This is a genomic window from Streptomyces tropicalis (genome assembly GCF_029269835.1).
In the GTDB taxonomy this organism is placed as follows: Bacteria; Actinomycetota; Actinomycetes; order Streptomycetales; family Streptomycetaceae; genus Streptomyces; species Streptomyces tropicalis.
Map to the genome: position 1 here is coordinate 188,824 of NZ_JARJBB010000002.1, position 23,436 is coordinate 212,259.

At 72.2% G+C, this 23,436-nt stretch carries 19 protein-coding genes and 1 riboswitch; of the genes, 7 read left to right on the forward strand and 12 right to left on the reverse strand.

Annotated features, from left to right (window positions below):
• Window positions 1-177: 177 nt before the first annotated feature.
• Window positions 178-1,644 carry a sensor histidine kinase gene (locus tag P3H78_RS04820; RefSeq protein WP_276107847.1) on the reverse strand — a complete coding sequence of 489 codons (1,467 nt, stop codon included), beginning with the start codon at window positions 1,642-1,644 and terminating at the stop codon, window positions 178-180.
• A gap of 650 nt (window positions 1,645-2,294) precedes the next feature.
• Here P3H78_RS04820 and nagB point away from each other — a divergent pair.
• Window positions 2,295-3,080 carry a glucosamine-6-phosphate deaminase gene (gene nagB / locus P3H78_RS04825; RefSeq protein ID WP_276107500.1) on the forward strand — a complete coding sequence of 262 codons (786 nt, stop codon included), beginning with the start codon at window positions 2,295-2,297 and terminating at the stop codon, window positions 3,078-3,080.
• Window positions 3,081-3,138: 58 nt separating this feature from the next.
• Here the strand turns inward: nagB and P3H78_RS04830 are convergent, their stop codons facing one another.
• The 4 genes from P3H78_RS04830 to P3H78_RS04845 all read right to left on the reverse strand — a co-directional run bounded on the left by P3H78_RS04830 (window position 3,139) and on the right by P3H78_RS04845 (window position 7,835).
• A complete protein-coding gene (locus P3H78_RS04830) occupies window positions 3,139-4,644 on the reverse strand; it encodes a glycoside hydrolase family 3 protein (RefSeq protein WP_276107501.1) in 1,506 nt (501 codons plus the stop codon).
• 9 nt (window positions 4,645-4,653) lie between these two features.
• Window positions 4,654-5,496: a carbohydrate ABC transporter permease gene (locus tag P3H78_RS04835; protein WP_276107502.1), complete on the reverse strand. Its 843-nt coding sequence runs from the start codon at window positions 5,494-5,496 to the stop codon at window positions 4,654-4,656.
• Window positions 5,493-6,479, reverse strand: coding sequence for a carbohydrate ABC transporter permease (locus P3H78_RS04840; protein ID WP_276107503.1), 987 nt, complete (start codon window positions 6,477-6,479; stop codon window positions 5,493-5,495). The genes P3H78_RS04835 and P3H78_RS04840 overlap by 4 nt, the downstream gene beginning before the upstream one ends.
• A 75-nt stretch (window positions 6,480-6,554) precedes the next feature.
• On the reverse strand, window positions 6,555-7,835 hold the full coding sequence (locus P3H78_RS04845; protein WP_276107504.1) for an extracellular solute-binding protein: 1,281 nt from the start codon (window positions 7,833-7,835) through the stop codon (window positions 6,555-6,557).
• A 449-nt stretch (window positions 7,836-8,284) separates the two neighbouring features.
• On the opposite strand from P3H78_RS04845, the gene P3H78_RS04850 reads away from it, so the two are divergent.
• From P3H78_RS04850 to P3H78_RS04870, 5 genes are all read left to right on the forward strand, one after another.
• On the forward strand, window positions 8,285-9,049 hold the full coding sequence (locus P3H78_RS04850) for a GntR family transcriptional regulator (protein WP_276107505.1): 765 nt from the start codon (window positions 8,285-8,287) through the stop codon (window positions 9,047-9,049).
• 193 nt (window positions 9,050-9,242) lie between these two features.
• Entirely contained in the window at window positions 9,243-9,512 is a 270-nt protein-coding gene (locus P3H78_RS04855; RefSeq protein ID WP_276107506.1) for a DUF3311 domain-containing protein, read from the forward strand.
• Entirely contained in the window at window positions 9,509-11,137 is a 1,629-nt protein-coding gene (gene mctP, locus P3H78_RS04860; protein ID WP_276107507.1) for a monocarboxylate uptake permease MctP, read from the forward strand. Before P3H78_RS04855 ends, mctP begins: the two co-directional genes overlap by 4 nt.
• A gap of 167 nt (window positions 11,138-11,304) precedes the next feature.
• Window positions 11,305-11,443, forward strand: a riboswitch (cobalamin riboswitch).
• Between the two features lie 124 nt (window positions 11,444-11,567).
• A complete protein-coding gene (locus P3H78_RS04865; protein ID WP_276107508.1) occupies window positions 11,568-13,943 on the forward strand; it encodes a ribonucleoside-diphosphate reductase subunit alpha in 2,376 nt (791 codons plus the stop codon).
• A complete protein-coding gene (locus tag P3H78_RS04870; RefSeq protein ID WP_276107509.1) occupies window positions 13,943-14,956 on the forward strand; it encodes a ribonucleotide-diphosphate reductase subunit beta in 1,014 nt (337 codons plus the stop codon). The genes P3H78_RS04865 and P3H78_RS04870 overlap by 1 nt, the downstream gene beginning before the upstream one ends.
• Here the strand turns inward: P3H78_RS04870 and P3H78_RS04875 are convergent.
• Window positions 14,869-15,135 (reverse strand): hypothetical protein, encoded by a 267-nt coding sequence (locus tag P3H78_RS04875; RefSeq protein ID WP_276107510.1) that lies wholly within the window; start codon window positions 15,133-15,135, stop codon window positions 14,869-14,871. The two genes, P3H78_RS04870 and P3H78_RS04875, sit on opposite strands and share 88 nt — an antisense overlap.
• Window positions 15,136-15,228: 93 nt before the next feature.
• Between P3H78_RS04875 and P3H78_RS04880 the strand changes: the two genes are divergently transcribed.
• Window positions 15,229-16,194, forward strand: a complete 966-nt coding sequence (locus P3H78_RS04880) for a helix-turn-helix domain-containing protein (RefSeq protein ID WP_276107511.1) — start codon at window positions 15,229-15,231, stop codon at window positions 16,192-16,194.
• A 16-nt stretch (window positions 16,195-16,210) separates the two neighbouring features.
• On the opposite strand, the gene P3H78_RS04885 is transcribed toward P3H78_RS04880, so the two are convergent.
• From P3H78_RS04885 to P3H78_RS04910, 6 genes are all read right to left on the reverse strand, one after another.
• A complete protein-coding gene (locus P3H78_RS04885; protein ID WP_276107512.1) occupies window positions 16,211-17,587 on the reverse strand; it encodes a bifunctional albaflavenone monooxygenase/terpene synthase in 1,377 nt (458 codons plus the stop codon).
• On the reverse strand, window positions 17,584-18,675 hold the full coding sequence (gene cyc1, locus P3H78_RS04890; RefSeq protein ID WP_276107513.1) for an epi-isozizaene synthase: 1,092 nt from the start codon (window positions 18,673-18,675) through the stop codon (window positions 17,584-17,586). The genes P3H78_RS04885 and cyc1 overlap by 4 nt, the downstream gene beginning before the upstream one ends.
• A gap of 295 nt (window positions 18,676-18,970) precedes the next feature.
• Entirely contained in the window at window positions 18,971-19,621 is a 651-nt protein-coding gene (gene def, locus P3H78_RS04895; protein WP_276107514.1) for a peptide deformylase, read from the reverse strand.
• Between the two features lie 116 nt (window positions 19,622-19,737).
• On the reverse strand, window positions 19,738-20,718 hold the full coding sequence (locus P3H78_RS04900) for a tetratricopeptide repeat protein (RefSeq protein WP_276107515.1): 981 nt from the start codon (window positions 20,716-20,718) through the stop codon (window positions 19,738-19,740).
• 105 nt (window positions 20,719-20,823) lie between these two features.
• The gene (locus P3H78_RS04905; protein ID WP_276107516.1) at window positions 20,824-22,062 is read right to left on the reverse strand and encodes an HD domain-containing protein; all 1,239 of its coding nucleotides are present in this window, start codon (window positions 22,060-22,062) and stop codon (window positions 20,824-20,826) included.
• Window positions 22,059-23,393 (reverse strand): HD-GYP domain-containing protein, encoded by a 1,335-nt coding sequence (locus tag P3H78_RS04910; RefSeq protein ID WP_276107517.1) that lies wholly within the window; start codon window positions 23,391-23,393, stop codon window positions 22,059-22,061. Before P3H78_RS04910 ends, P3H78_RS04905 begins: the two co-directional genes overlap by 4 nt.
• Between the last annotated feature and the right edge of the window lie 43 nt (window positions 23,394-23,436).

The following is a 23,436-nucleotide window of genomic DNA, read 5'->3' on the forward strand; positions in this document are numbered from 1 at the left end:
ACAGCTTGAGCTTGGCGGCGCATACGGAGCGTATGCATCTCCCGCCCCCGAGCCGCAGCGCGCAGTACCCCCCGCGCTTGTCATACAGCGAGCACTGGCCTCGGACCGTACCCCGGTCCGGGGCTCTTTGCTGTGCGCGGCGCTTCGCGGACCCCGCCAAGCGCCGCGCGCGGCGCGCTACTTGTGGGCGCGGACAGGGATGTCGAGGATCACCCGGGTGCCGCGCTCCGGAGCCGGGACCATGTCGAAGGTGCCGCCCAACTCGCCTTCGACCAGGGTGCGCACGATCTGCAGGCCGAGGTTGCCCGAGCGGTGCGGGTCGAAGTCCTGGGGCAGGCCGACCCCGTCGTCCTGGACGGTGACGAGCAGCCGGGCCTCGCGGGTGGTGCCGCCGCGCACCGCGGAGACCTCCACCGTGCCGGTCTCGCCCGGCCCGAAGCCGTGCTCCAGGGCGTTCTGCAGGATCTCGGTCAGCACCATCGACAGCGGAGTGGCGACCTCCGCGTCCAGGATGCCGAACCGCCCGCTGCGCCGGCCGGTGACCCGGCCCGGCGAGATCTCGGCGACCATCGACAGCACCCGGTCGGCGATCTCGTCGAACTCCACCCGCTCGTCCAGGTTCTGGGACAGCGTCTCATGCACGATGGCGATCGATCCGACCCTGCGGACCGCCTCCTCCAGCGCCTCCCGGCCCCGCTCGGAGCCGATGCGCCGGGCCTGGAGCCGCAACAGGGCCGCCACCGTCTGGAGGTTGTTCTTCACCCGGTGGTGGATCTCCCGGATGGTCGCGTCCTTGGTGATCAACTCCCTCTCGCGGCGGCGCAGTTCGGTGACGTCCCGGAGCAGCACCAGGGAACCGATGCGGGTCCCCTTGGGCTTGAGGGGGATCGCCCGGAACTGGATGACGCCGTCGTGCGCCTCGATCTCGAACTCGCGGGGCGCCCAGCCGCTGGCCAGCTTGACCAGCGCCTCGTCCACCGGACCCCGGGAGGGGGCGAGTTCGGCGGTGGTCCGGCCGAGGTGGTGCCCGACCAGGTCGGCGGCCAGCCCGAGCCGGTGGTACGCCGAGAGCGCGTTCGGCGAGGCGTACTGCACGACGCCGTCGACGTCGAGCCGGATCAGCCCGTCGCCGACGCGCGGCGAGGCGTCCATGTCGACCTGCTGGTCCGGGAAGGGGAAGGAGCCGGCCGCGATCATCTGCGCGAGGTCCGAGGCACTCTGCAGGTACGTCAGCTCCAGCCGGCTCGGGGTGCGCACGGTGAGCAGATTGGTGTTGCGGGCGATGACACCGAGTACACGTCCCTCGCGGCGCACCGGGATGGACTCGACGCGGACGGGGACCTCCTCGCGCCACTCGGGGTCGCCCTCGCGCACGATCCGGCCCTCGTCGAGCGCCGCGTCCAGCATCGGGCGGCGGCCGCGCGGGACGAGGTGGCCGACCATGTCGTCCTGGTAGGAGGTCGGCCCGGTGTTGGGCCGCATCTGCGCCACGGAGACGTAGCGGGTGCCGTCCCGGGTGGGCACCCACAGGACCAGGTCGGCGAAGGACAGGTCGGAGAGCAGCTGCCACTCCGAGACCAGCAGGTGGAGCCACTCGAGGTCGGAGTCGTCGAGGGCCGTGTGCTGGCGTACGAGTTCGTTCATGGAGGGCACGTCTGCGAGCGTACCCGGGTGTTCGGCCGTCGTTCGAAACCGGCCGAGGCCGCCTCGGGGCGCGGGGGCGTGGACGGCGCCGTCCGGGGGATCCGGCCCCGGAGACACCCGCGGGCCGCGGCGCCTGGGAGGGACCCTCAGCCCTCCCGGCACCGCAGCCCGGAGCAATATCGGCCGCGGGGTGTGCGGTCCCGGTCGGCCGAAGGAGAGGAGCCGGGGCCGTCAGGGCAGAGAGCACCGGTTCCTCGGTCCGCCCTCCTGTGCGGGGAAGGCGGAGGCTCGTGCGTCGCACGGGGTGCCCGGGCGGTGCCGCGCGGGGTGCGCCGTGCGAGGTTCGTCGCCGCATTCTGGACTAGACCACTCGGGGCTGTCCATGTGCGGGAGGACGGTTGTTGTGGTTTCTTCACCGGACGGCAGTCCCACAGGGGTCCGCCGGACCGGTGCCGGAGGTACCGGCTTCCAGGACGCAGCCTAGCCCGCCCGGACCACCGGCGGGACCGGATGGGCGGGGCAATTTCCGCCCGGCCCGCCCGGCGCGGCGCGCACCTCCTCCGGAGGGCCCCGCTCTGTTAGATTGGTCTAAACCACACGGCCCTCCTGACCGGGTCCGGTCAGCTCTCCCCAGATCGGCAGGCCCCAGCGTGGAAGTTGTCATCGTTCCGGACGCCGCCGCGGGTGGCGAGCTCGTCGCCGAGGCCATGGCGCAGCTGCTCGGACGCAGGCCGGACGCCCTGCTCGGCGTCGCCACGGGTTCGACCCCGCTGCCCGTGTACGAGGCGCTGGCGGCGAAGGTGCGCTCGGGTGCCGTGGACGCCTCGCGGGCCCGGATCGCCCAGCTCGACGAGTACGTCGGGCTGCCCGCGGATCACCCCGAGTCCTACCGCTCGGTGCTGCGGCGCGAGGTGCTGGAGCCGCTCGGGATCGGCATGGACGGCTTCCTCGGGCCCGACGGCACGGCCGAGGACGTCCGGGCGGCGTGCGCGGCCTACGACCGGACGCTGGCCGAGGCCGGAGGGGTCGACCTCCAGCTGCTCGGGATCGGCACCGACGGGCACATCGGGTTCAACGAGCCGTGCTCGTCCCTCGCCTCCCGCACCCGGATCAAGACGCTCACCCAGCAGACCCGGGCCGACAACGCGCGCTTCTTCGACGGGGACGTGGACCAGGTGCCCCACCACGTCATCACCCAGGGCATCGGGACGATCCTGGAGGCACGGCACCTGGTGCTGCTGGCCACCGGCGAGGGCAAGGCGGACGCGGTCGCCGCGACCGTGGAGGGCCCGGTCGCCGCGGTCTGCCCCGCCTCGGCCCTGCAGCTCCACCCGCACGCCACGGTCGTCGTCGACGAGCCCGCGGCCGCCAAGCTGAAGCTCGCCGACTACTTCCGGCACACCTACGCAGACAAGCCGCACTGGCAGGGCCTCTGACCCCGGATCACACGCCTTCGCCGTCATGGGGGCGCCGCCCACGGCCGCGCCCGTCCCGCTACGCCCGCCCCCTCACCGGCACGCCCGCGATGACCTCGGCCGCGGCGAGGCCGCAGACCCGGGCCGCGCCGTGGGTCGCCAGGTGGAGGGCGCCGCGCGGGGCCGCCTCGGGGACGCCCATCTCCACGACGACGGTGTCCGGGCGGGCCGCCAGCAGGGTGTCGAGCGCCGCCGCCATCCAGGGGTGGCGGTGCTCGTCGCGCACCACGGCGACCACCCGCCGGGAACCCGCCGCCGCGAGCGCCGCGCCGCCCGCGTCCGTGCCGGTGAAGCCGCCGGTCCCGGTCCCGGGCAGCAGCCGGCACAGCTCCGCGGCCACGCCCCACGGGGTCTCGTCGCCCACCGCGATGTTGGCGACCGGGGTCAGGGCGGCGACGTAGGGCGGTGCGGCGAGCGGCACGAAGGGGTCCCGGGCGGTGGCCCGCAGGGCGCGGCGGGCCGCCCGCAGGCCGACCGTGTCGTCGCCGGCGACGTCCCGCGTGCCCCGGGCCGCACCCGAGGTCCAGCGGGCGAGCGCGCGCACCCGGTCGGCCGCGTCGGCCAGCCGCTCCTCGGGCAGCTCGCCGGCACGGACCGCGGCCACCAGGGCGTCCCGCAGCCTCCGTACCGTCTCGTCGTCGGCCAGGCCGCCGCCCACGCAGATCGCGTCGGCGCCCGCGGCGACGGCCAGGACGCTGCCGCGCTCGATGCCGTAGGCGTCCGCCACGGCCCGCATCTCCATGCCGTCGGTGACGATCGGGCCGGTGTGGCCGAGCTCCCCGCGCAGCAGGTCGGTCAGCACCGTGCGGGACAGGGTCGCGGGGCGGTCCGGGTCGAGGGCGGGGACCAGGATGTGCGCGCTCATCACCGCCTTGGTGCCCGCGGCCACGGCGGCCCGGAAGGGGGCCAGGTCGCGGGAGTGCAGCATCCGGGTGCCGGCGTCGATGCGCGGCAGGGCGTGGTGGGAGTCGACGGCGGTGTCGCCGTGCCCGGGGAAGTGCTTGGTGCAGGCGGCCACGCCCGCGCTCTGCAGCCCGGTGACGTAGGCGGCGGTGTGCCGGGCGACGAGCGCGGGGTCGGCGCCGAAGGAGCGGACCCCGATGACCGGGTTGCCGGGATCGGAGTTCACGTCGGCGGAGGGGGCCCAGTTCAGGTTGACGCCGCAGGCCGCGAGGCGGCGGCCGAGTTCGCGGGCCACGTCCCGGGTGAGCCCCGTGTCGTCGACCGCGCCGAGGGCGTGGTTGCCGGGGAAGCTGGAGCCGGTGTGCACCTCCAGGCGGGTGACGTCCCCGCCCTCCTCGTCGATCGCGACCAGCACGTCCTCCCGCTCGGCGCGCAGCTGGGCGGTGAGCGCGGCCAGCTGCGCGGGCGAGGCGATGTTGCGTCCGAACAGCCCGACCGAGGCCAGCCCCTCCCCCAGCCGGCGCAGCAGCCAGTCGGGGGCCGTTGTCCCGGTGAAGCCGGGCTGGAGGACCGTCAGCGCGTCGCGGGTGAGGGTGTCGGTTCCGCGGGCGAATGTCGTCATCGGGTGGCGTTATCCCTTCACGGCGCCCGCGGTCAGGCCCGCGGCCATCCTTCGCTGGACCAGGAGGAAGAGCACGACGATCGGCACGGCCATCATCGTGGCACCGGCCATCATGGGCGCGTACTCGGTGCCGTGCTTGGTGGTGAAGTTGCCGAGCCAGACGGTGGCGGTCTGGTGCTCCTGGCTCAGCAGCATCAGGGCGTAGAGGTACTCGTTCCAGGCCTGGATGAAACCGTAGACCGAGGTGGCGACCATGCCGGGGGCGAGCAGCGGGAGGACCACCCGGACGAAGGCGCCGGTCCGGGAACAGCCGTCGACCATGGCCGCCTCCTCCAGCTCCCGGGGGATGTTGACGATGAACCCGCGCAGCGTCCACACCGTGAAGGGGAGGACGAAGGTCAGGTAGGTGATGATCAGGCCGGTGAGCCGGTCGTACTGCCCCAGGTCGTTCAGCAGCAGGAAGACCGGGATGATCATGGCGACCAGCGGGACCATCTGGACGGCCAGGATGCCGACGACGACGGCGCGGCGGCCGCGGAAGACGAAGCGGGAGAGGGCGAGCGCGGCCAGCATGCCGACGATCATGCCGATGACCACGACGGACAGGGACACGACGAGGCTGCGGCCGACCGGCCCCCAGAAGTCGGCGATGTCGAGCGCCCGCCGGAAGTTGCCGAGCGTGAGGCTGCGGGGCAGCAGGTCGGGGTCGGGGTCGATGGCGTCCCCGGCCGGTTTGAAGGCCGTGACGAGCATCCAGTACAGGGGGAAGCCGGCGGTGACGAGCACGACCAGGCCGAGCAGGTTCCAGCCGAGCCGGGTGCGGCGGCGGCCGGGCGGGGCGAGGGTGCTCATTCGACCTCTCCGATCTTCAGCATCTGGCGCATGTAGACGGCGACCACGCCGAGCAGCAGCACCACGGTGACCAGGGCGATGGCGGAGCCCTGCGCGTAGTCGTCGACCACGAAGGCCCGGTCGTAGGAGTAGGTGTTGAGGACCTGGAAGTCCGCCTCGGGGTGGCCGCCGCGCATGACGAACACCTGCGGGAAGACGCCCATGTCCCAGATGACGGACAGGGTCGTGAGCATCACGACGATCGGCTTGAGCACGGGCAGGGTGACGTAGCGGAAGACGCCCCAGGCGCCGGCGCCGTCGAGGCGTGCGGCCTCCTCCAGCTCCCGGGGCACCTGGGTCAGTCCCGCGCCGAGGGTGATGACCACGAAGGGGACGGCGCCCCACACCACCAGCAGCATGATCACGGTCAGGCCCTCGGGCCCGCTCGCGAACCAGTTGTGGCCGATCATCCCGACCCCGGGCACCTTGCTGAGCAGGGCGTTGAGGACGCCGTAGTCGGAGTCGAAGAGCCACTTGAAGACGGTGGTGGCGACGATCACCGGCATGCCCCAGCCGACCACCAGCACGATGTTGATCAGGGTCCTGAGCCAGCCGGAGACCCGCCGGAGGAGCAGGGCGACCGCCATGCCGCCCACCATGGTGGCGAGCACGCTGCCGCCCGCGAGGACGACGGTGCGCAGGACCACGGCCCAGAACTCGCCGTCGCCCAGCACGGCGGAGAAGTTGGCGAACCCGACCCAGTCGGCGGGCTGGAAGCCCCACAGCTGCGGCTGGCCGAACTTCTGGAAGGACAGGGTGACCAGCCGGACCAGCGGATACGCCATGACCAGGGCCAGGATCAGCAGGCAGGGCGCGAGCAGCAGCCAGGGCGTGGCGCCGGCGCCCGGGGTCCGCCGTCCGCGGGGCCGGGCGGCGGCGGCCGGTGGGGGCGCCGGCCGCGGTGGGGGCGCCTTGGCGGGGGTGGTCGTGTCTGCGGCACTCATCGCGCGCTCCTCAGCGGTCCCTTGCGGTCGTGCGGGAGGCGGGGCCCGGCCGGCGGACGGGGCCCCGCACCCGGGTCACTTGGTGTTGACGACCTTGTCGATCGCGGCGTCCGCCTCCTTGGCGGCGTCCGCGACGGACTTCTTGCCGGTGCCGATGTCCTGCAGCATGGTCTGCAGCACCTGGGCCTTCTCGATCCGGCCCCACCCGGGGGCCATCGGGACGAACCAGTTGGACTCGGCGGCGGTGGCCGGGACGGCCGTCGCGGGGTCGTTCCTGAGGGTCGCGAGGTCGGTCTTGTTGTTGGGCAGGTTGCCCTTGGCCATCAGGCCCTTCTGGCCGGCCGGACCGGTGAAGGCGTTGATCCATTCGGCGGCGAGCGCCTGCGCCCGGGACTTCACCGGGACCGCGAGGTCCGAGCCGCCGAGGAAGACCGGCATGTTCCTGCCGGACGGGCCGGGCATCACGAAGTTCTCGAGGTTGTCCTTCAGTTTGCCGGTCCGGTCGTTCTTCGGGTCGGCGGCGGTGGCGCCCTCCCAGGCGGCGCCGAAGATCATGCCCGACCTGCCCTGGCCGTAGACGATGTACCGGTCGGACTCGTCCTTGGTCCGGTCGCCGTGCATGTAGGTGTCGACGACGCGCTTGAACTCGGTGAGGCCCTTTTGGGACGCGGGCGAGGAGAGGTCGCCCTTCCACCGGCCGCCCTCCTGCCGGGCGATGGAGCCGCCGGCGTCGTAGACGAAGGACATGGCCGCGTACCAGTCGCGGGTGGGCTGGTACCAGGCGCTGAACGTGCCGCCCTGCTTCTTCTGCACCTTGTCCAGGTCGGCGGTGAGCTGCCGGTAGGTCTTCGGGACGGTCTTCACGCCCGCGTCCGCGAAGACGTCCTTGCGCCAGTCGGCGACGCGGCCGCCGGCGTAGTAGGGCACGCCGTACGTCTTCCCGTCGTAGGTCACCGAGGACTTGAGGCCGTCGAGCCAGGCGGCGGAGTTGGTGAACTTCGCCGGGTCGACCGGGGCGAAGGCGCCCTTCACCATGTAGCCGAGCATCTCGGTGTTGCCCATCTCGACGACGTCGGGGGCCTTGTCGGTGGCGAGGACGGCGTCCAGCTTGGTGTTCTTGTCCGGCCAGCCGTAGTACTCGTGCTTGATCGTGAGGCCGGGGTGGTTCTTCCGCACAGCGGCGTCGGCGGCCTTCACCAGTCCCGGCCAGTTGTTCTGCGCGTCCACGGTGAGCCAGACGGTCAGTTCCTTGGCGTCCGCGCCGCCCGTCGCTCCCCCGTCCTTGCCGCTCCCGCACGCCGCGATGGAGACCACCATGCCCGCGATACCGATCGCGGCTGTCAGCTTGCGCTTCACGCCACCCTCCTCAGGGATCCCACAAACCCCCCTGCCTCCCCGCGGTTTGAGCTGAGCGCGCACCGCCCGTGGGGCCGGGACTGGACCAATGGTGTAGACCAGTAGGGGGGAGCTTGGCCCAGACCAATAGGGCTGTCAAGGGAGTTCGGACGGCCCTCCGCGGTCCGTTACGGGACCGCGATATGCAGGGACCTTTCATTGCCCGTCCGGCGAAACGGGCGGCCGGCCGGGGTGGACCACCGGCGGCCCGCGGACACATCCGGGCGGACCCGCGGGGCCGGGCCACCGCCCCGGCCGGGGGTATGGACTAGACCAACCCGGCCCTCGACGGTATACAGGAGATCACGGAGCGTCCGGGTGGCCGCCCGGCACACGAAGCCGTGCCACGATGTGAGCCGCGGCCGACGGGTCTGTCGGCCGCTTCGGCACCGGAGCCGGGAAGGCAGAGCATGAGCACCGACGTCAGCAGTGCGGATAACGAGAGTGGGACGACCGTCCGTACCGCGCGCGTGCCCAAGTACTACCGCCTGAAGAAGCACCTGCTCGACATGACGGAGACGCTGCCGCCCGGCACGCCGGTGCCGCCGGAGCGGACATTGGCGGCCGAGTTCGACACGTCCCGCACCACCGTCCGCCAGGCCCTGCAGGAGCTGGTCGTCGAGGGCCGGCTCGAACGGATCCAGGGCAAGGGAACCTTCGTCGCCAAACCGAAGGTCTCGCAGGCGCTGCAGCTGACCTCCTACACCGAGGACATGCGCGCCCAGGGCCTGGAGCCGACCTCGCAGCTGCTGGACGTCGGCTACGTCACCGCCGACGACCGGCTCGCCGGGCTGCTCGACATCACGGCCGGGGGCCGTGTGCTGCGCATCGAGCGGCTGCGCATGGCCAACGGCGAGCCGATGGCCATAGAGACGACGCACCTGTCCGCCAAGCGCTTCCCGGCACTGCGGCGCAGCCTGGTGAAGTACACCTCGCTCTACACCGCGCTCGCCGAGGTCTACGACGTCCACCTCGCCGAGGCGGAGGAGACCATCGAGACCTCGCTGGCCACCCCGCGCGAGGCGGGCCTGCTCGGCACCGACGTGGGTCTGCCGATGCTGCTGCTCTCCCGGCACTCGCTGGACCGCCAGGGCCGGCCGGTGGAGTGGGTGCGCTCGGTGTACCGCGGCGACCGCTACAAGTTCGTCGCCCGGCTCAAGCGCCCCCAGGACTGACCCGTCCGGGTCGGCCCCGGTTCGAACGGAAGTGGACGGATCTCTCGGGAGAGGGACCCTCAAGGGGGATTCGCCTGCCGTCCGCGGCCGTTGGCCGGACCGTTATGCGGACGAGGGGTTCCGCTGCCCAGACACCGTGACCTAGATTGCCTGCGCATTACACAGGTGATCAGCGAGGGGACGGAGTCGTCCGATGTCGAATGCCCCGGATACCGGCAGAGTGGTGGTGACGCCCGTCCGGGTCGTCATCGCCCTGTGCCTCCTCGCGCCGTTCGTGGCGCTGCTGTGGGTGGGCTCCTACGCGAAGGTGGACCCGGCGCTCGCCGGCATCCCCTTCTTCTACTGGTACCAGATGCTCTGGGTGGTCGTCTCCACGGGCCTCACGGTGCTCGCCCACCAGCTGTGGCGGCGCGACCAGCGCACCCGCACCGCTCCGGCCGCCGAGGGGGGTGCGTCCGAATGAAGGACGGCGTGAACGGCGTCGCGCTCGGCGTCTGCATCTTCTTCTTCCTCCTCGTCACCGTCATGGGGTTCCTCGCGGCGCGCTGGCGCCGGTCGGACAACGAGCACAGCCTCGACGAATGGGGCCTGGGCGGCCGGTCGTTCGGCACCTGGATCACGTGGTTCCTGCTGGGCGGCGACCTGTACACCGCGTACACCTTCGTGGCCGTGCCGGCGGCGATCTACGCGACGGGCGCGGCCGGCTTCTTCGCGGTGCCGTACACGATCCTGGTCTACCCGCTCATCTTCACCTTCCTGCCCCGGCTGTGGTCGGTGTCCCACCGGCACGGGTACGTGACGACCTCGGACTTCGTGCGCGGCCGGTTCGGTTCCAAGGGGCTGTCGCTCGCGGTGGCGCTCACCGGCATCCTCGCGACGATGCCGTACATCGCGCTCCAACTGGTCGGCATCCAGGCCGTGCTGGACGTCATGGGCGTCGGCGGCGGCGACACCACCAACTGGTTCGTCAAGGACCTGCCGCTGCTGATCGCCTTCGGCGTGCTCGCGGCGTACACGTACTCCTCGGGCCTGCGGGCGCCCGCGCTGATCGCGTTCGTGAAGGACGCGCTGATCTACATCGTCATCGCGGTGGCGATCATCTACATCCCGATCAAGCTGGGCGGGTTCGACGAGATCTTCACCAAGGCCGGCCAGGCCTTCGCCCAGACCAACCCGGCCACCGGCAAGCCCCGGGGCGCGCTCGCTCCCCCCGAGGCCGGGCAGTGGACGTACGCCACCCTGGCCCTCGGCTCGGCGCTGGCGCTCTTCATGTACCCGCACTCGATCACGGCGACCCTGTCGTCCCGCAGCCGTGAGGTCATCCGCCGCAACACCACGATCCTGCCGCTGTACTCCCTGATGCTCGGCCTGCTGGCGCTGCTGGGCTTCATGGCGATCGCGGCCGGGGTGAAGGTGCAGAACGGCCAGCTGGCCATCCCGCAGCTGTTCGAGAACATGTTCCCGTCCTGGTTCGCGGGCGTCGCGTTCGCCGCGATCGCCATCGGCGCGCTGGTGCCGGCGGCCATCATGTCGATCGCGGCCGCGAACCTGTTCACCCGCAACATCTACAAGGACTTCATCCGGCCGGACGCCACACCGCAGGAGGAGACCCGGGTCTCCAAGATCGTGTCCCTGCTGGTGAAGGTGGGCGCCCTGGTCTTCGTCCTGACGATGGACAAGACGGTGGCCATCAACTTCCAGCTGCTCGGCGGCATCTGGATCCTGCAGACCTTCCCGGCACTGGTCGGCGGCCTGTTCACCCGCTGGTTCCACCGCTGGGCGCTGCTCGCGGGCTGGGCGGTCGGCATGGTCTACGGCACGGCCGCGGCCTACGGCGTGGCCTCGCCGACGCAGAAGCACTTCGGCGGTTCGGCGAAGGAGATCCCGGGCATCGGCGAGATCGGCTACATCGGCCTGACGGCCTTCGTGCTCAACGTGGTGGTCTCGGTGGTCCTGACACTCGCCCTGCGGGCGCTGAAGGCCCCTGAGGGAACCGACGAGACCCGGCCCGGGGACTACACCGCGGACGCCGGCGACGCGGGCGTGCAGACGGACCTGCCGCCGGCGACGGCGGGCGCCGCGCACTGAGGGACCGCGCACGGCGCACCCGGCCGACGGGCCGCCGGACCCCTCCGGCGGCCCGTCGGCATGTCCGGCGCCGTCCGGCGGCATCACTCTCCTCACCCATGAGTTGACGCTCCGACACGGCAACGCCACTACATCTGGGGGTGCCACCGCAGCCCGGCACAAGATGTATGCTCATGCTCGCTGTCGCCGCAGGGGAATCCGGTGCGAATCCGGAACTGTCCCGCAACGGTGTACTTGTGCGCGTCCGTCCTGGAACGGGCCCGCACTCGCGTCAGTCCGAGGACCTGCCGACAGTGCGCCCGGCCGTCCGGTCCGGGTGCCCTGACGTCCGGGCCTCGCGGAATGGGCCGGTGGACGCGACGCCCCGCGCGCTCGTGTGCCGCCCCCTGCCCTCGCCGAGGTCCCCGCGCCGAGCGAGGGAGAGCCCCACGTGACCATCGCGCCAGCCGATCCGGCTTCAGCGACACCGGCCGAGACCGACGCGGACGGCCCCGGAGCCGCGCTGCTGCGGCTGCTGACCGGGCTGACCGCCGACCTCCCCGACGCCGACCCCGGCCGGGTCGCGGCCGCCGCGCTGCGCGGGCGGTCGGCCCGCGCCGACGAGGCGGAGCTGCGCGAGCTGGCCACCGAGGCGGCCGCCGGACTCATCTCCGAGGACCCCGCGTACTCGAAGCTGGCCGCCCGGCTGCTGACCGTCGGCATCCGCGCCGAGGCCGCCACGCAGGGCGTCGCCTCCTTCACCGAGTCGGTCGCCGTCGGGCACCGGGAGGGCCTCGTCGCCGACCGGACCGCCGCGTTCGTGGAACTGCACGCCGCCCGGCTGGACGCACTGGCCGACCCGGCCGCCGACGACCGCTTCGGCTACTTCGGCCTGCGCACCCTGCACAGCCGCTACCTGCTCCGCCACCCGATCACCCGCCAGGTGATCGAGACGCCCCAGCACTTCCTGCTGCGCGTCGCCTGCGGCCTCGCCGAGGACGACACCGCGCGGTCCGTCGACGAGGTCGCGGCGCTCTACGGGCTCATGAGCCGCCTGGACTACCTCCCGTCCTCGCCCACCCTGTTCAACTCCGGCACGCGCCACCCGCAGATGTCGTCCTGCTACCTGCTGGACTCCCCCAAGGACGAGCTGGACTCCATCTACGAGCGCTACCTCCAGGTGGCCCGCCTGTCCAAGCACGCCGGCGGCATCGGCATCGCCTACTCCCGGATCCGCTCCCGCGGTTCCCTCATCCGCGGCACCAACGGGCACTCCAACGGCGTCGTCCCGTTCCTGAAGACGCTGGACGCCTCGGTCGCCGCGGTGAACCAGGGCGGCCGGCGCAAGGGCGCCGCCGCGGTCTACCTGGAGACCTGGCACTCCGACATCGAGGAGTTCCTGGAGCTGCGCGACAACACCGGCGAGGACGCCCGCCGCACCCACAACCTCAACCTCGCGCACTGGATCCCGGACGAGTTCATGCGCCGGGTCGCCGCCGACGGGCCGTGGTCGCTGTTCTCCCCGGCCGACGTGCCCGAGCTGGTCGACCTGTGGGGCGAGGAGTTCGACGCGGCCTACCGCAGGGCGGAGGCCGCGGGACTGGCCCGCCGGACGCTGCCGGCCCGGGACCTGTACGGCCGCATGATGCGCACCCTCGCGCAGACCGGCAACGGCTGGATGACCTTCAAGGACGCCGCCAACCGCACCGCGAACCAGACCGCCGATCCGGGCCACGTCGTCCACTCCTCCAACCTCTGCACGGAGATCCTGGAGGTCACCGACGACGGCGAGACCGCGGTCTGCAACCTCGGCTCGGTCAACCTCGGCGCGTTCGTGGTGGACGGGGACGTCGACTGGGAGCGTCTGGACGAGACGGTCCGCACGGCGGTCACCTTCCTGGACCGCGTGGTGGACATCAACTTCTATCCCACCGAGCAGGCGGGCCGCTCGAACGCCCGGTGGCGTCCGGTGGGCCTCGGCGCGATGGGGCTGCAGGACGTCTTCTTCAAGCTGCGGCTGCCCTTCGACTCGCCGGAGGCCCGCGCGCTGTCCACCCGGATCGCCGAGCGCATCATGCTCGCGGCGTACGAGGCCTCCGCGGACCTGGCCGAGCGCCACGGCCCGCTGCCCGCCTGGGAGAAGACCCGCACGGCCCGCGGTGTCCTGCACCCCGACCACTTCGACGTGGAGCGGACCTGGCCGGAGCGCTGGGCGGCCCTGCGCGAGCGCGTCGCCGCCGTCGGCATGCGCAACGCGCTGCTCCTCGCGATCGCGCCGACCGCCACCATCGCCTCGATCGCCGGCGTCTACGAGTGCATCGAGCCGCAGGTCTCGAACCTGTTCAAGCGCGAGACCCTCTCCGGGGAGTTCCTCCAGGTCAACACCTACCTGGTGAACGAGCTGAAGGAGCTGGGCGTCTGGGACGCCCGTACCCGTGAGGCGCTGCGCGACGCCAACGGATCGGTGCAGGACTTCGCCTGGATCCCCGAGGAGGTCCGGCACCTGTACCGCACGGCGTGGGAGATCCCGCAGCGCGGCCTGATCGACATGGCGGCGGCGCGCACCCCGTACCTGGACCAGTCCCAGTCCCTGAACCTCTTCCTGGAGACGCCGACCATCGGGAAGCTCTCCTCGATGTACGCGTACGCCTGGAAGCAGGGCCTGAAGACGACGTACTACCTCCGCTCGCGCCCGGCGACCCGCATCGCCCGCGCGGCCCAGGGCCGGGCGCGGACCCAGGCCCCCATCCCCGTCCAGCAGGTGTCCGACCCCGACGCCGTCGCCTGCTCCCTTGAGAACCCCGAGTCCTGCGAGGCCTGCCAGTGATGACCGCCCGTACCACCAACCTCCTCGACCCGGGCTTCGAGCTGACCCTGCGCCCCATGCGCTACCCCGACTTCTACGAGCGCTACCGGGACGCCATCAAGAACACCTGGACCGTGGAGGAGGTCGACCTCCACTCCGACGTCGCCGACCTCGCGAAACTGTCCCCGGCCGAGCAGCACCTCATCGGCCGTCTGGTGGCGTTCTTCGCGACGGGCGACTCGATCGTCGCGAACAACCTGGTGCTGACGCTGTACAAGCACATCAACTCCCCGGAGGCGCGCCTGTACCTGTCGCGCCAGCTGTTCGAGGAGGCCGTGCACGTCCAGTTCTACCTGACCCTGCTGGACACCTACCTGCCCGACCCGGAGGACCGGTCCGCCGCCTTCGCGGCCGTGGAGAACATCCCCTCCATCCGGGAGAAGGCGGAGTTCTGCTTCCGCTGGATGGACTCGGTCGAGAAGCTGGACCGCCTGGAGACGCAGGCCGACCGCCGCCGCTTCCTGCTCAACCTGATCTGCTTCGCGGCGTGCATCGAGGGCCTGTTCTTCTACGGCGCCTTCGCCTACGTCTACTGGTTCCGCAGCCGCGGCCTGCTGCACGGACTGGCCACCGGCACCAACTGGGTGTTCCGCGACGAGACGATGCACATGTCCTTCGCCTTCGAGGTGGTCGACACCGTCCGCAAGGAGGAGCCCGGCCTGTTCGACGACGCGCTCCGGCAGCAGGTCACCGACATGCTGCGGGAGGCCGTCGAGGCCGAGCTCCAGTTCGCGCGCGACCTGTGCGGCGACGGCCTCCCGGGGATGAACACCGACTCCATGCGGCAGTACCTGGAGTGCGTGGCCGACCAGCGTCTGGTGCGCCTCGGCTTCGCCCCGGTGTACGGCTCCGAGAACCCCTTCTCCTTCATGGAGCTCCAGGGGGTTCAGGAGCTGACGAACTTCTTCGAGCGGCGGCCCTCGGCGTACCAGGTGGCGGTGGAGGGCACCGTCGACCTCGACGAGGACTTCTGATCCCGGCGGCGGGGTCCGGCCGCGGGCCGGGCCCCGCCCAGGGCCTCCTGGGCCTCCCTGATCCGGCGGTCGACGCGCCGGTCGTGCGCGATGCCGAGCGCGGAGGGGAGGACCAGGAGGGCAAGGATGCCGAGGACGGCGACCATTCCGATCAGGCCGTGCAGCTGTGTCGTATCCATGGACACCACTGTGGCGCCGGACGCTCCTGACCGTGAGTGGCAGGACTGCCGCGCACCCTCGAATTCCTGCCATTCGCGAGGCACACTGGGAGCATGCTGAAGAACGTGGCCGCCGTCCTGCTGGACGGCGTGCACCCCTTCGAACTGGGCGTCGTGTGCGAGGTGTTCGGCATCGACCGCAGCGACGACGGACTGCCGGCGTACGACTTCGCCGTGGTCTCGGCCGAGGGCCCGCAGCTCGGCACCCATGTCGGCGGCCTCAGTGTCGCCACGCCGTACGGCCTGGACCGGCTGGAGCAGGCGGACCTGATCGCCGTGCCGGCGGGCGACGCCTACGCCACCCGCTCCTATCCGCCCGAGCTGCTCGCCGCCCTGGTGCGGGCGGTGGACCGGGGCGCGCGGGTGCTGAGCGTCTGCTCCGGGGTCTTCGTGCTCGGCGCGGCCGGGCTGCTGGACGGGCGGCGGTGCAGCGTGCACTGGCGGCACGCACGGGACCTCGCCCTGCGCCACCCGCGTGCGGTCATCGAACCGGACGTGCTCTACGTCGACGAGGGCCCGGTGATCACCTCGGCCGGCACGGCGGCCGGTATCGACGCCTGCCTGCACATCGTGCGCAAGGAGCAGGGTCCGGAGGTCGCCAACCGGATCGCCCGCCGGATGGTGGTGCCGCCGCACCGGGACGGCGGCCAGGCCCAGTACGTGGAGCGGCCGCTGCCCAGGTCCTCGTGCGACACCGTCGGCGAGGTGCTGGTCTGGATGGAGGAGCACCTCGACCGCGAGGTCACCGTCGAGCAGCTCGCCGCCCGCGCGCACATGGCGCCGCGCACCTTCGCCCGCCGTTTCCAGCAGGAGACGGGCACGACGCCCTACCGGTGGATCCTGCGGCAGCGGGTCCTGCGGGTGCAGGAGCTGCTGGAGGCGACGGACGAGACGCTGGACGCGATCGCCGGCCGCACCGGCTTCGGCACGGCGGCGGCGCTGCGCCACCAGTTCGCCCGCGCCCTCGGCACCACCCCGCACGCCTACCGGCGCACGTTCAGGGGCCCCGAGGCCGCCTGAACGCGCGCCGGGCCGGCTACCGCGGCAGCGCCCGCACGAGCAGCCGGTGCGGACGCAGGGTGATGCCCACCCGGGTGGCATCGCGGGACCCGGGCACCTGTTCCAGCCGGAAGCCGGTCGCCATGACCGCCGTGATCAGACTCAGCTGCGCCATGGAGAAGTGGTCGCTGGGGCACTTGCGGTTGCCCACGCTGAACGGGCTCATGGCGAATTTCGGTACGTCCTTGGACCGCTCCGGAAGCCATCGGTCGGGGTCGAACTCCAGGTGGTCCGCATAGGAACGCGGATCGCGCTGGACCGCGTACGGGCTGTACACGATGTCCGCCCCGGCCGGAATGCGATAGCCACCGAGTTCGGTGTCGGTGACCGCGCGCCGCGTCAATATCCATACGGCGGGCCGCAAACGCATCGTCTCCACGATGACATTGTTGGTGTGGGTGAGCTTCCGGACGTCCTCGAATGCGACGGGCCGGCCGCCGGTGACGGATTCGACCTCGGCGCGGATGCGGTCGGCGTGTTCCGGATGCTCCGCAAGGACCTGCATCAGCCACATGATCGTGGAGGCGATGGTTTCGCTTCCCGGCGTGAGTATCGCGACCACCTGGTCGTGGATCTCCTGCTCCCCGATCGGGTCGCCATTGTCGTCCTTCGCCTCCAGCAATGCCGTCAGCAAATCGTCCGGCTTTTGACCGGATGCCCGGCGCTCGGCGACGATCTCGTCCACCAGGAGATGCAAATCGGCCAGTGCGCGGTTGAATTCGCGGTTGGCCGGGATCGGCAGCCGGTACAGCGGCCCGAGCGGGACCACCATCCGCCGGTACATGCCGCGGAACACGGTGGCGAGCGCCCCGCTCAGCCGCTCCGCACGCTCGTCCATGTACGCGCCGCGCAGCAGGCAGCGGGCCGCGACGCGCACGGCGATCCGGAACGACTCGGCGGTGCAGTCCACCGTCCCCGCGCCCTGCCAGCGCCGGGTCAGGGCGTGCGCCTCCTCCTCCATGATCGGGCCGTAGGCGGGGATGGCGTCGAGCCGGAAGGCGGGCTGGATGGTGCGCCGCTGGCGCCGGTGGAGCGAGCCGTTCGCGGTGGCCACGCCCTCCTTGCCGAGCAGGTCCTCCAGGGACTCCCACAGCGGCCCGGAGATGATGTAGTCGGGGCTGAGCGCCAGGGCCCCGGTGAGGGCGGGCGCGGTGACGGCGTACACCGTCTTGGGGCCGAGCCGCAGACGGACCACGTCGCCGTGGTCGCGCAGTTGGGCCATGAAGCCCAGCGGGTCGCGGACCAGCTTCAGACCGTGGCCGAGGGCCGGGACGGCGCCGCCGGCGAGCGGCGGCTCGGCCGGCCGGCCCGCGGCCTCGGTCCGGTCCTCGGGCTGCACTGACTCGACGGTCATTTCTCACCTGCCGCTTCGTTGTTGACGTACGGGGGCGTGGACCGGTCGTCCCAGCTGTCGACCATGTAGCGGCCGGACTCGTGGTGGAACCAGTAGACGGAGCTGAACCAGTTCCGCATATTGCCGAGGCAGGCCCGCACGGCGACGCTGATTTCCTTTCCGCGCACCGTGCCGTCCGCGAGGCCGTCGGCGAAGCGTAATCCCTCCTGCTCCGCCACGATGAATTCGGAGATGCATTCCTCGATCCGCCGCCGGATGTTCGACTCGGCCTCCTCCAGATCGAGTCCCTCGTGTTTGATGAGACTGATCCCGAGATTGTGCACCTCGTCGCCCGCGATTTCCTTGGGCAATGAGCAGAGGTCGTTGTACCAGGCGGCGAATTCCTGACTCAGCAGCGCCGGCCGTCGATACGCGGGGTTCTTCCTGACGTCGTCCGGGAGTTCGATCCCCGCGCTCGGCTCCAGCAGGTCGGTCCAGATCCAGTGGGCAAAGGTGAGTCGGCGCAGTTCCAGATACTCGCGGACCGTGGGGACGATTCCCTCGGTGCGGTTGTGGAATTCCCTGTCGTACGCCTCGACGACCGCGTGGAAGTGCCGCGCGAAGCGGGCGTTCCAGCTCTGCGGCAGGAAGGAGTACAGCCGGGCCACGCTGTCCGCGAACCCCGCGACCAGCGGGTCCGGATGGCGCAGGTGGTCCCCGGGCGCGTCGAGCGCCGTGTGCAGCTCCCGCCGCAACCGCCCCCAGGCGTCCGGCCGGTGGTGCACGATGTCGCGGTCGTGGCGGTCGTCCCAGACGAAGAACCACGCGCTGTAGTCGGCTATCGCCTGCAGGACCTCGTCGGGGGCGCCGGTGTAGTACCCCGCCATCAGGTCGGTGTAGCACAGTCCGTCGGCATATTCCCGGACCTTCTCCGCCGACATGAGCCGCTTATCCAGCAGCCAGCGCCGTGTCTTCTCCTGGAGCCTGGGCCAATACGGGTGCAGTTGCCTGGGAAACGCGGTCTCGATCGCCGGGAGAGCGAGGGACGGTGGGACCGCCACCGCCGTGGGAACCGATGCAGAAGTGGTGCTGTGTGGGAAAGCTGGCACGAACAAGCCCCTCTCAGCCGCCAGTGGCGTGCACCCCGTCCGCCGTGCCGGGCGCACGCCGTCGCGTATCCCCGCTCTCACCATTCAGCACCACAACTGACCGTTCTGGGAACGGATTTGGCGGACCCACCATCCCGTGATGCCGCGAATATCCCCTTGTGTGACTGAATATGAATCGATGAAGGTGTGTGCCGGATCGAATGTGCGTCGCACACACGAACGGCGCCCCGCCGGCGGGATGCCGGCGGGGCGCCGTGAGGTCGCGGTACTCCCGCCCCGAAGGGCGGCCCGTGTCTCAGTCGTTGGCGACGACGGGGTAGCGCGGCTCGTTCTCGGCCATCTGCCGCAGGGCGTCCTTGCGCTCGCGCTTGGACAGCCGGTCGATGTAGAGGTAGCCGTACAGGTGGTCGGTCTCGTGCTGCAAACACCGGGCGAAGTATCCGGTGCCGCGCACCCGCACCGGGTTGCCCCGCTCGTCCTGGCCGGTCACCTCGGCGTAGTCCGGGCGCGCCAGCGGCGCGTAGGCCGTCGGCACGGACAGGCAGCCCTCGTTGCTGTCGTCCAGCCGGCGCCGGTCGGCGGGCAGTTCGACGAGCTTCGGGTTGCAGATCACGCCGACGTGCCGCACGCCCTCGTCGTCCGGGCAGTCGTAGACGAAGACCTTCCGGTCGACGCCGATCTGGTTGGCGGCCAGGCCCACGCCCTCCGCGGTGCGCTGGCTGGCGAACATGTCCGCGACCAGCTGCCGGAGCTCGTCGTCGAACTCGGTGACGTCCGTGCACTCCTTGTGCAGCACGGGGTTGCCCACGACCGTGATCGGCCGCGAGGTGCCGCCCTCGCGCCACGCCGTCTCGCGCTCCTCGCAGTCCTCCGTGTCGACGACGAAGCCCTCGTCGTCGACGGGGAGCACGCCCGCGTGCTGCTGATCGGTGTCCTGCTGCGCCATGACCGACGTGTGCCTTCCTCGGAAAAACAGGGGTGTGATGCGGTTACAGGGTACGGGGGCCTGGCCTGCCCGGGCGCGCGGAACAGCGCGCGGGCGGCCGCGCGGCCCCGGCTCCGCTAACAGACCTCCTCGAGATCCCGCCAGTCCCGCGAGTCGGGGCTGTCCGCCACCCACCCGTCCAGCAGCCCCCGCACCAGCGCGGCCGGCGCCGCCAGTCCGCACTCCCGCTCCGGCACCCACAGCTGCCCGTCGGTGCGGTGGCCCAGCGGACCGGGGTGTCCCGGCTCGCTGTGGTCGTGCGGATCCAGGTGCACGCCGTCGCCCTCGTCGGACGGCATCCGTGACTCCGAGCACATCCGGCACAGCAGCCGCACGGAGGACGACCAGTCCTCGGCGGCGAAGCCCGCGTCGGCGGCGAGCTGCTCCAGTGCGTCCCGGTCCGCCTCGGTGGCGGCCTCCAGGAGCACCACCCAGGTCGGCACGGGCGACGGGGCCCACAGCTCGATCTCGTCGAAGACGGGGTAGGTGTGCCCGGCGGCGGTGGTCCGCTCCCCGTGGGGCACGCCGTCGTGCAGCACGACCTCCCCCCAGCGCCGCCCCGACGAGGGCAGCGGGATGGACAGCACCTCGATCCGCGCGGGGTCCAGCCGGCGCCCCCACACGACCTCGGCCTCGCCCTCCGGCGACAGGCGCACGGCCGCGCTTCCCAGCTCCATGCCGGAGGGCTCCCCGGACGCGGCCGCACCGCCGGGCGGCCGCAGGCCGTAGGCCTGCCAGGCGCGCCGGGCCAGCGGCCAGTCCTGCAGCGCGGTGGCCGCGATGCCGACGTTCCACCAGTCGGGCGCCCCGGTCTCCTTCTCCAGCAGCGCCACGGCCCGCAGCCCCGCCGCCCGGGCCTGCTCCCAGTCGTGCCGGAACTTGTGCAGCAGCGCCAGGTTGAACCAGGACTCCGCCAGCCAGGGCTCCAGGTCGGCGGCGCGCGTCAGCAGTGCGCCCGCGTCCTCGTACCGGCCGTCCCCGATCAGGGTGAACGCGCGGTCGGTGGCCTGCCGCCACGAGGCGGAGGGCCGGTGCCGTCCCTTGCCGAAGATCCTCACGATTCCCGCCTGCCAGTTCCGTTCTGTGGGCTGGCTTGTGCCCCCGGACACCCTTTCCTTCGCATCCAACCACGTACGGTTGGAAGGGCGCTCATTACCCATGGGTTACCCCGTTGCCGGCAAGGTCAGACAGTCCCGCGAGAGTACCCGGGCCAGCGATTCCACCACGTCGGGGGCGTAGTCGCCCGCGGTGGCCAGCCGCAGTGCCTCCAGGGCGGCCAGCGCACCGCCGGGACCCGCATCCCGGGACTTCTCCTCGTAGGCGTTCACCGCGCGCACGATCCGCGCCGCCGGCGGCTGGTCCGGGTAGGGGTCCGCCTGCCGCTCGACGACCACGGCCACGGCCGCGTCCACCCCGGTCTGGCGGACCACGGCCCCGCCGAGCAGCGCGATCCGGCGCTGCTCCTCGGCGGGCAGCCCGGAGGTGGCTCCGGCCGGCACCGGGTCGACCAGGCTGAGCTGCCCGATGTCGTGCATCAGCGCGGCGTACTCCAGCACGGTCAGCTCCGGCTCGGCGAGCCCCAGGTCCCGCCCGACCGCCCGGCTCAGCGCGGCGACCCGGCGGGCGTGCCCGGCCGGCGTGTACCCGGCGACCTCGGTGGCGCGCGCCAGGGACGCCATGGTCTGCCGGTAGGTGGTGCGCACGGCGGCGTACCGGCGGAAGGACAACTGGGTCAGCAGCAGGGGCAGCGAGAACACGGGCAGCGCCCACAGCCCGACGACGGCGACCGCCAGGGCCATCACCGCGCCGGTCGCGCAGACCGCGGAGCCGACGCCGGGCAGTCCGCGCAGTTCCTCCCGCAGCAGCGGGCCGAACGGCCAGCGGGTGCGGCAGTGGGCCAGCGCCGCGCCGAGCACGGCGTCGCACAGGACGGTGAGCACCAGCAGGGCGAGCAGCAGCAGCGCATGGGCGGAACCGCCCCCGGCGCGGAAGGTCCCCCCGGCGCAGAGGGGTTGGAAGCAGACGGCGGCGAAGGCGACGGTGAGGGTCCGGCGCGCCAGGTGGTCCGGCACGCGGCGGTGGCCGCGCGCGATGTGCGGGACGCTGCCGAGCAGGGAGACGGCCAGCACGACCGCGACGGCCTGGAGGGGACCGTGGTGGGTGGGCCGCCCGGCGTCCTCGCCGAGCAGCGCGTACGACAGCGCCCCGGCGGCCCCGAGCGGCGCGGCCTCCCGGACGCCCTCCCCCGTCCACCGGGTGAGCTCCCCGAGCAGCACCAGCAGTCCGAAGGCGAGTGCGGCGCCGCGCTCGTGGAGCCCGTCGAGCAGGGTGGCGGCGACCGCGGCGAGGGCGACCAGCAGGGCGGAACCGCGGATGAGGACCGTGAGGGAGGGCGGTCTCATCGCCGCGCCTCCTGCGGGCCCGGCACGGGCGGCGGGGGCACCGCGGCCGACCCGTCCCCGGCGGTGACCGCAGGGTGCCAGCCGTCGCGGTCCAGGGCACGGACCAGCGCGGCGACCATCCGCGGGTCGAACTGCGCCCCGGCGCACCGCTCCAGTTCCGCGAGCGCGGCGCCGACCGGGCGCGCCCTGCGGTAGGAGCGGGTGGAGGTCATCGCGTCGAAGGCGTCGGCGACGGCCACCACGCGCGCACACTCCGGGATCTGCAGGCCCGTCAGTCCGTACGGGTAGCCGCTGCCGTCGAGGCGCTCGTGGTGGTGCAGGATCGCCGACCGGGCCTCGCCGAGGAAGGAGATGCCGCGGACCATCTCGTGGCCGTACTCGGGGTGGAGTTCGATCACCCGCCGCTCCTCGGGGGTCAGCGGGCCGTCCTTGCGCAGCAGCCGGGTGGGGACGCCGAGCTTGCCGACGTCGTGCAGGATCCCGGCGAAGCGGAGCACCTCGACGCGCTCGTCGTCCAGGCCGAGTTCGCGGGCGATCATCATGGAGGCCTGGCCGACCCGCTCGCTGTGGCCGCGGGTGTACCCGTCCTTGATGTCGACGGCCTGGACCAGTGCGCGGATGGTCGCCCGGTGCGCGGCCCGCTCCCGGTGGTACTGGGCGTACACCCACCAGGACACGCCCATCGGCAGCAGCACCAGCAGGGCGGCGACCGGCCCGTAGGGACTGCGCCACAGGACGGCCATCATCAGCCCGGCGAGCCCGTGCACCGCGACCGGGGCGAGCGAGCGCAGGAAGAGGCCGCGCCAGGCCCTCAGGGGGGCGGTGCCGCGCGGCACCGGAGCGTCCGGCCGCCCGGCCGGCGCCGCCGCGCGCATGCAGCCGTCGAGCACGGTGAGGACGAGGCAGAACGCCAATACCGCGGCCCCGGCGGGCAGCAGGGCGCGGGCGACGTCGGAGCGCACGACGGCGTCGCGGCCGCCGCAGGCCCAGTGGACGCGGGCGGCCGCCCAGACGGCTACGGCGAGCTGGGCGGCCCGCCAGGTCCGCCGCAGTCCCTCGGGCCGCCGTCCGGCCCGGACGAGCGCGGCGGCCGGCAGGGGGACGAGCGCGGCGGCGGGCGGCGGGAGCAGGAAGGCCGCGGCGAGCAGCACGGGGTAGAAGGTGCCGCCGAAGCGCCGCCGGGCGACCTCCTCGCCGGCGGCGTACACCGCGGCGAGCAGGAGGACCGCCCACCAGGGGGTGTGCAGCGACGGCAGGGGGAGCAGACAGAGCAGGGCGCCGAGGACCACGCAGGCGACGCATGCGCGCGCCCGTGGCGGAATCGCCTCCATGACGGCCCTCCCCGGTCATGCCTGTCCACGGCTGGGGAGCGTA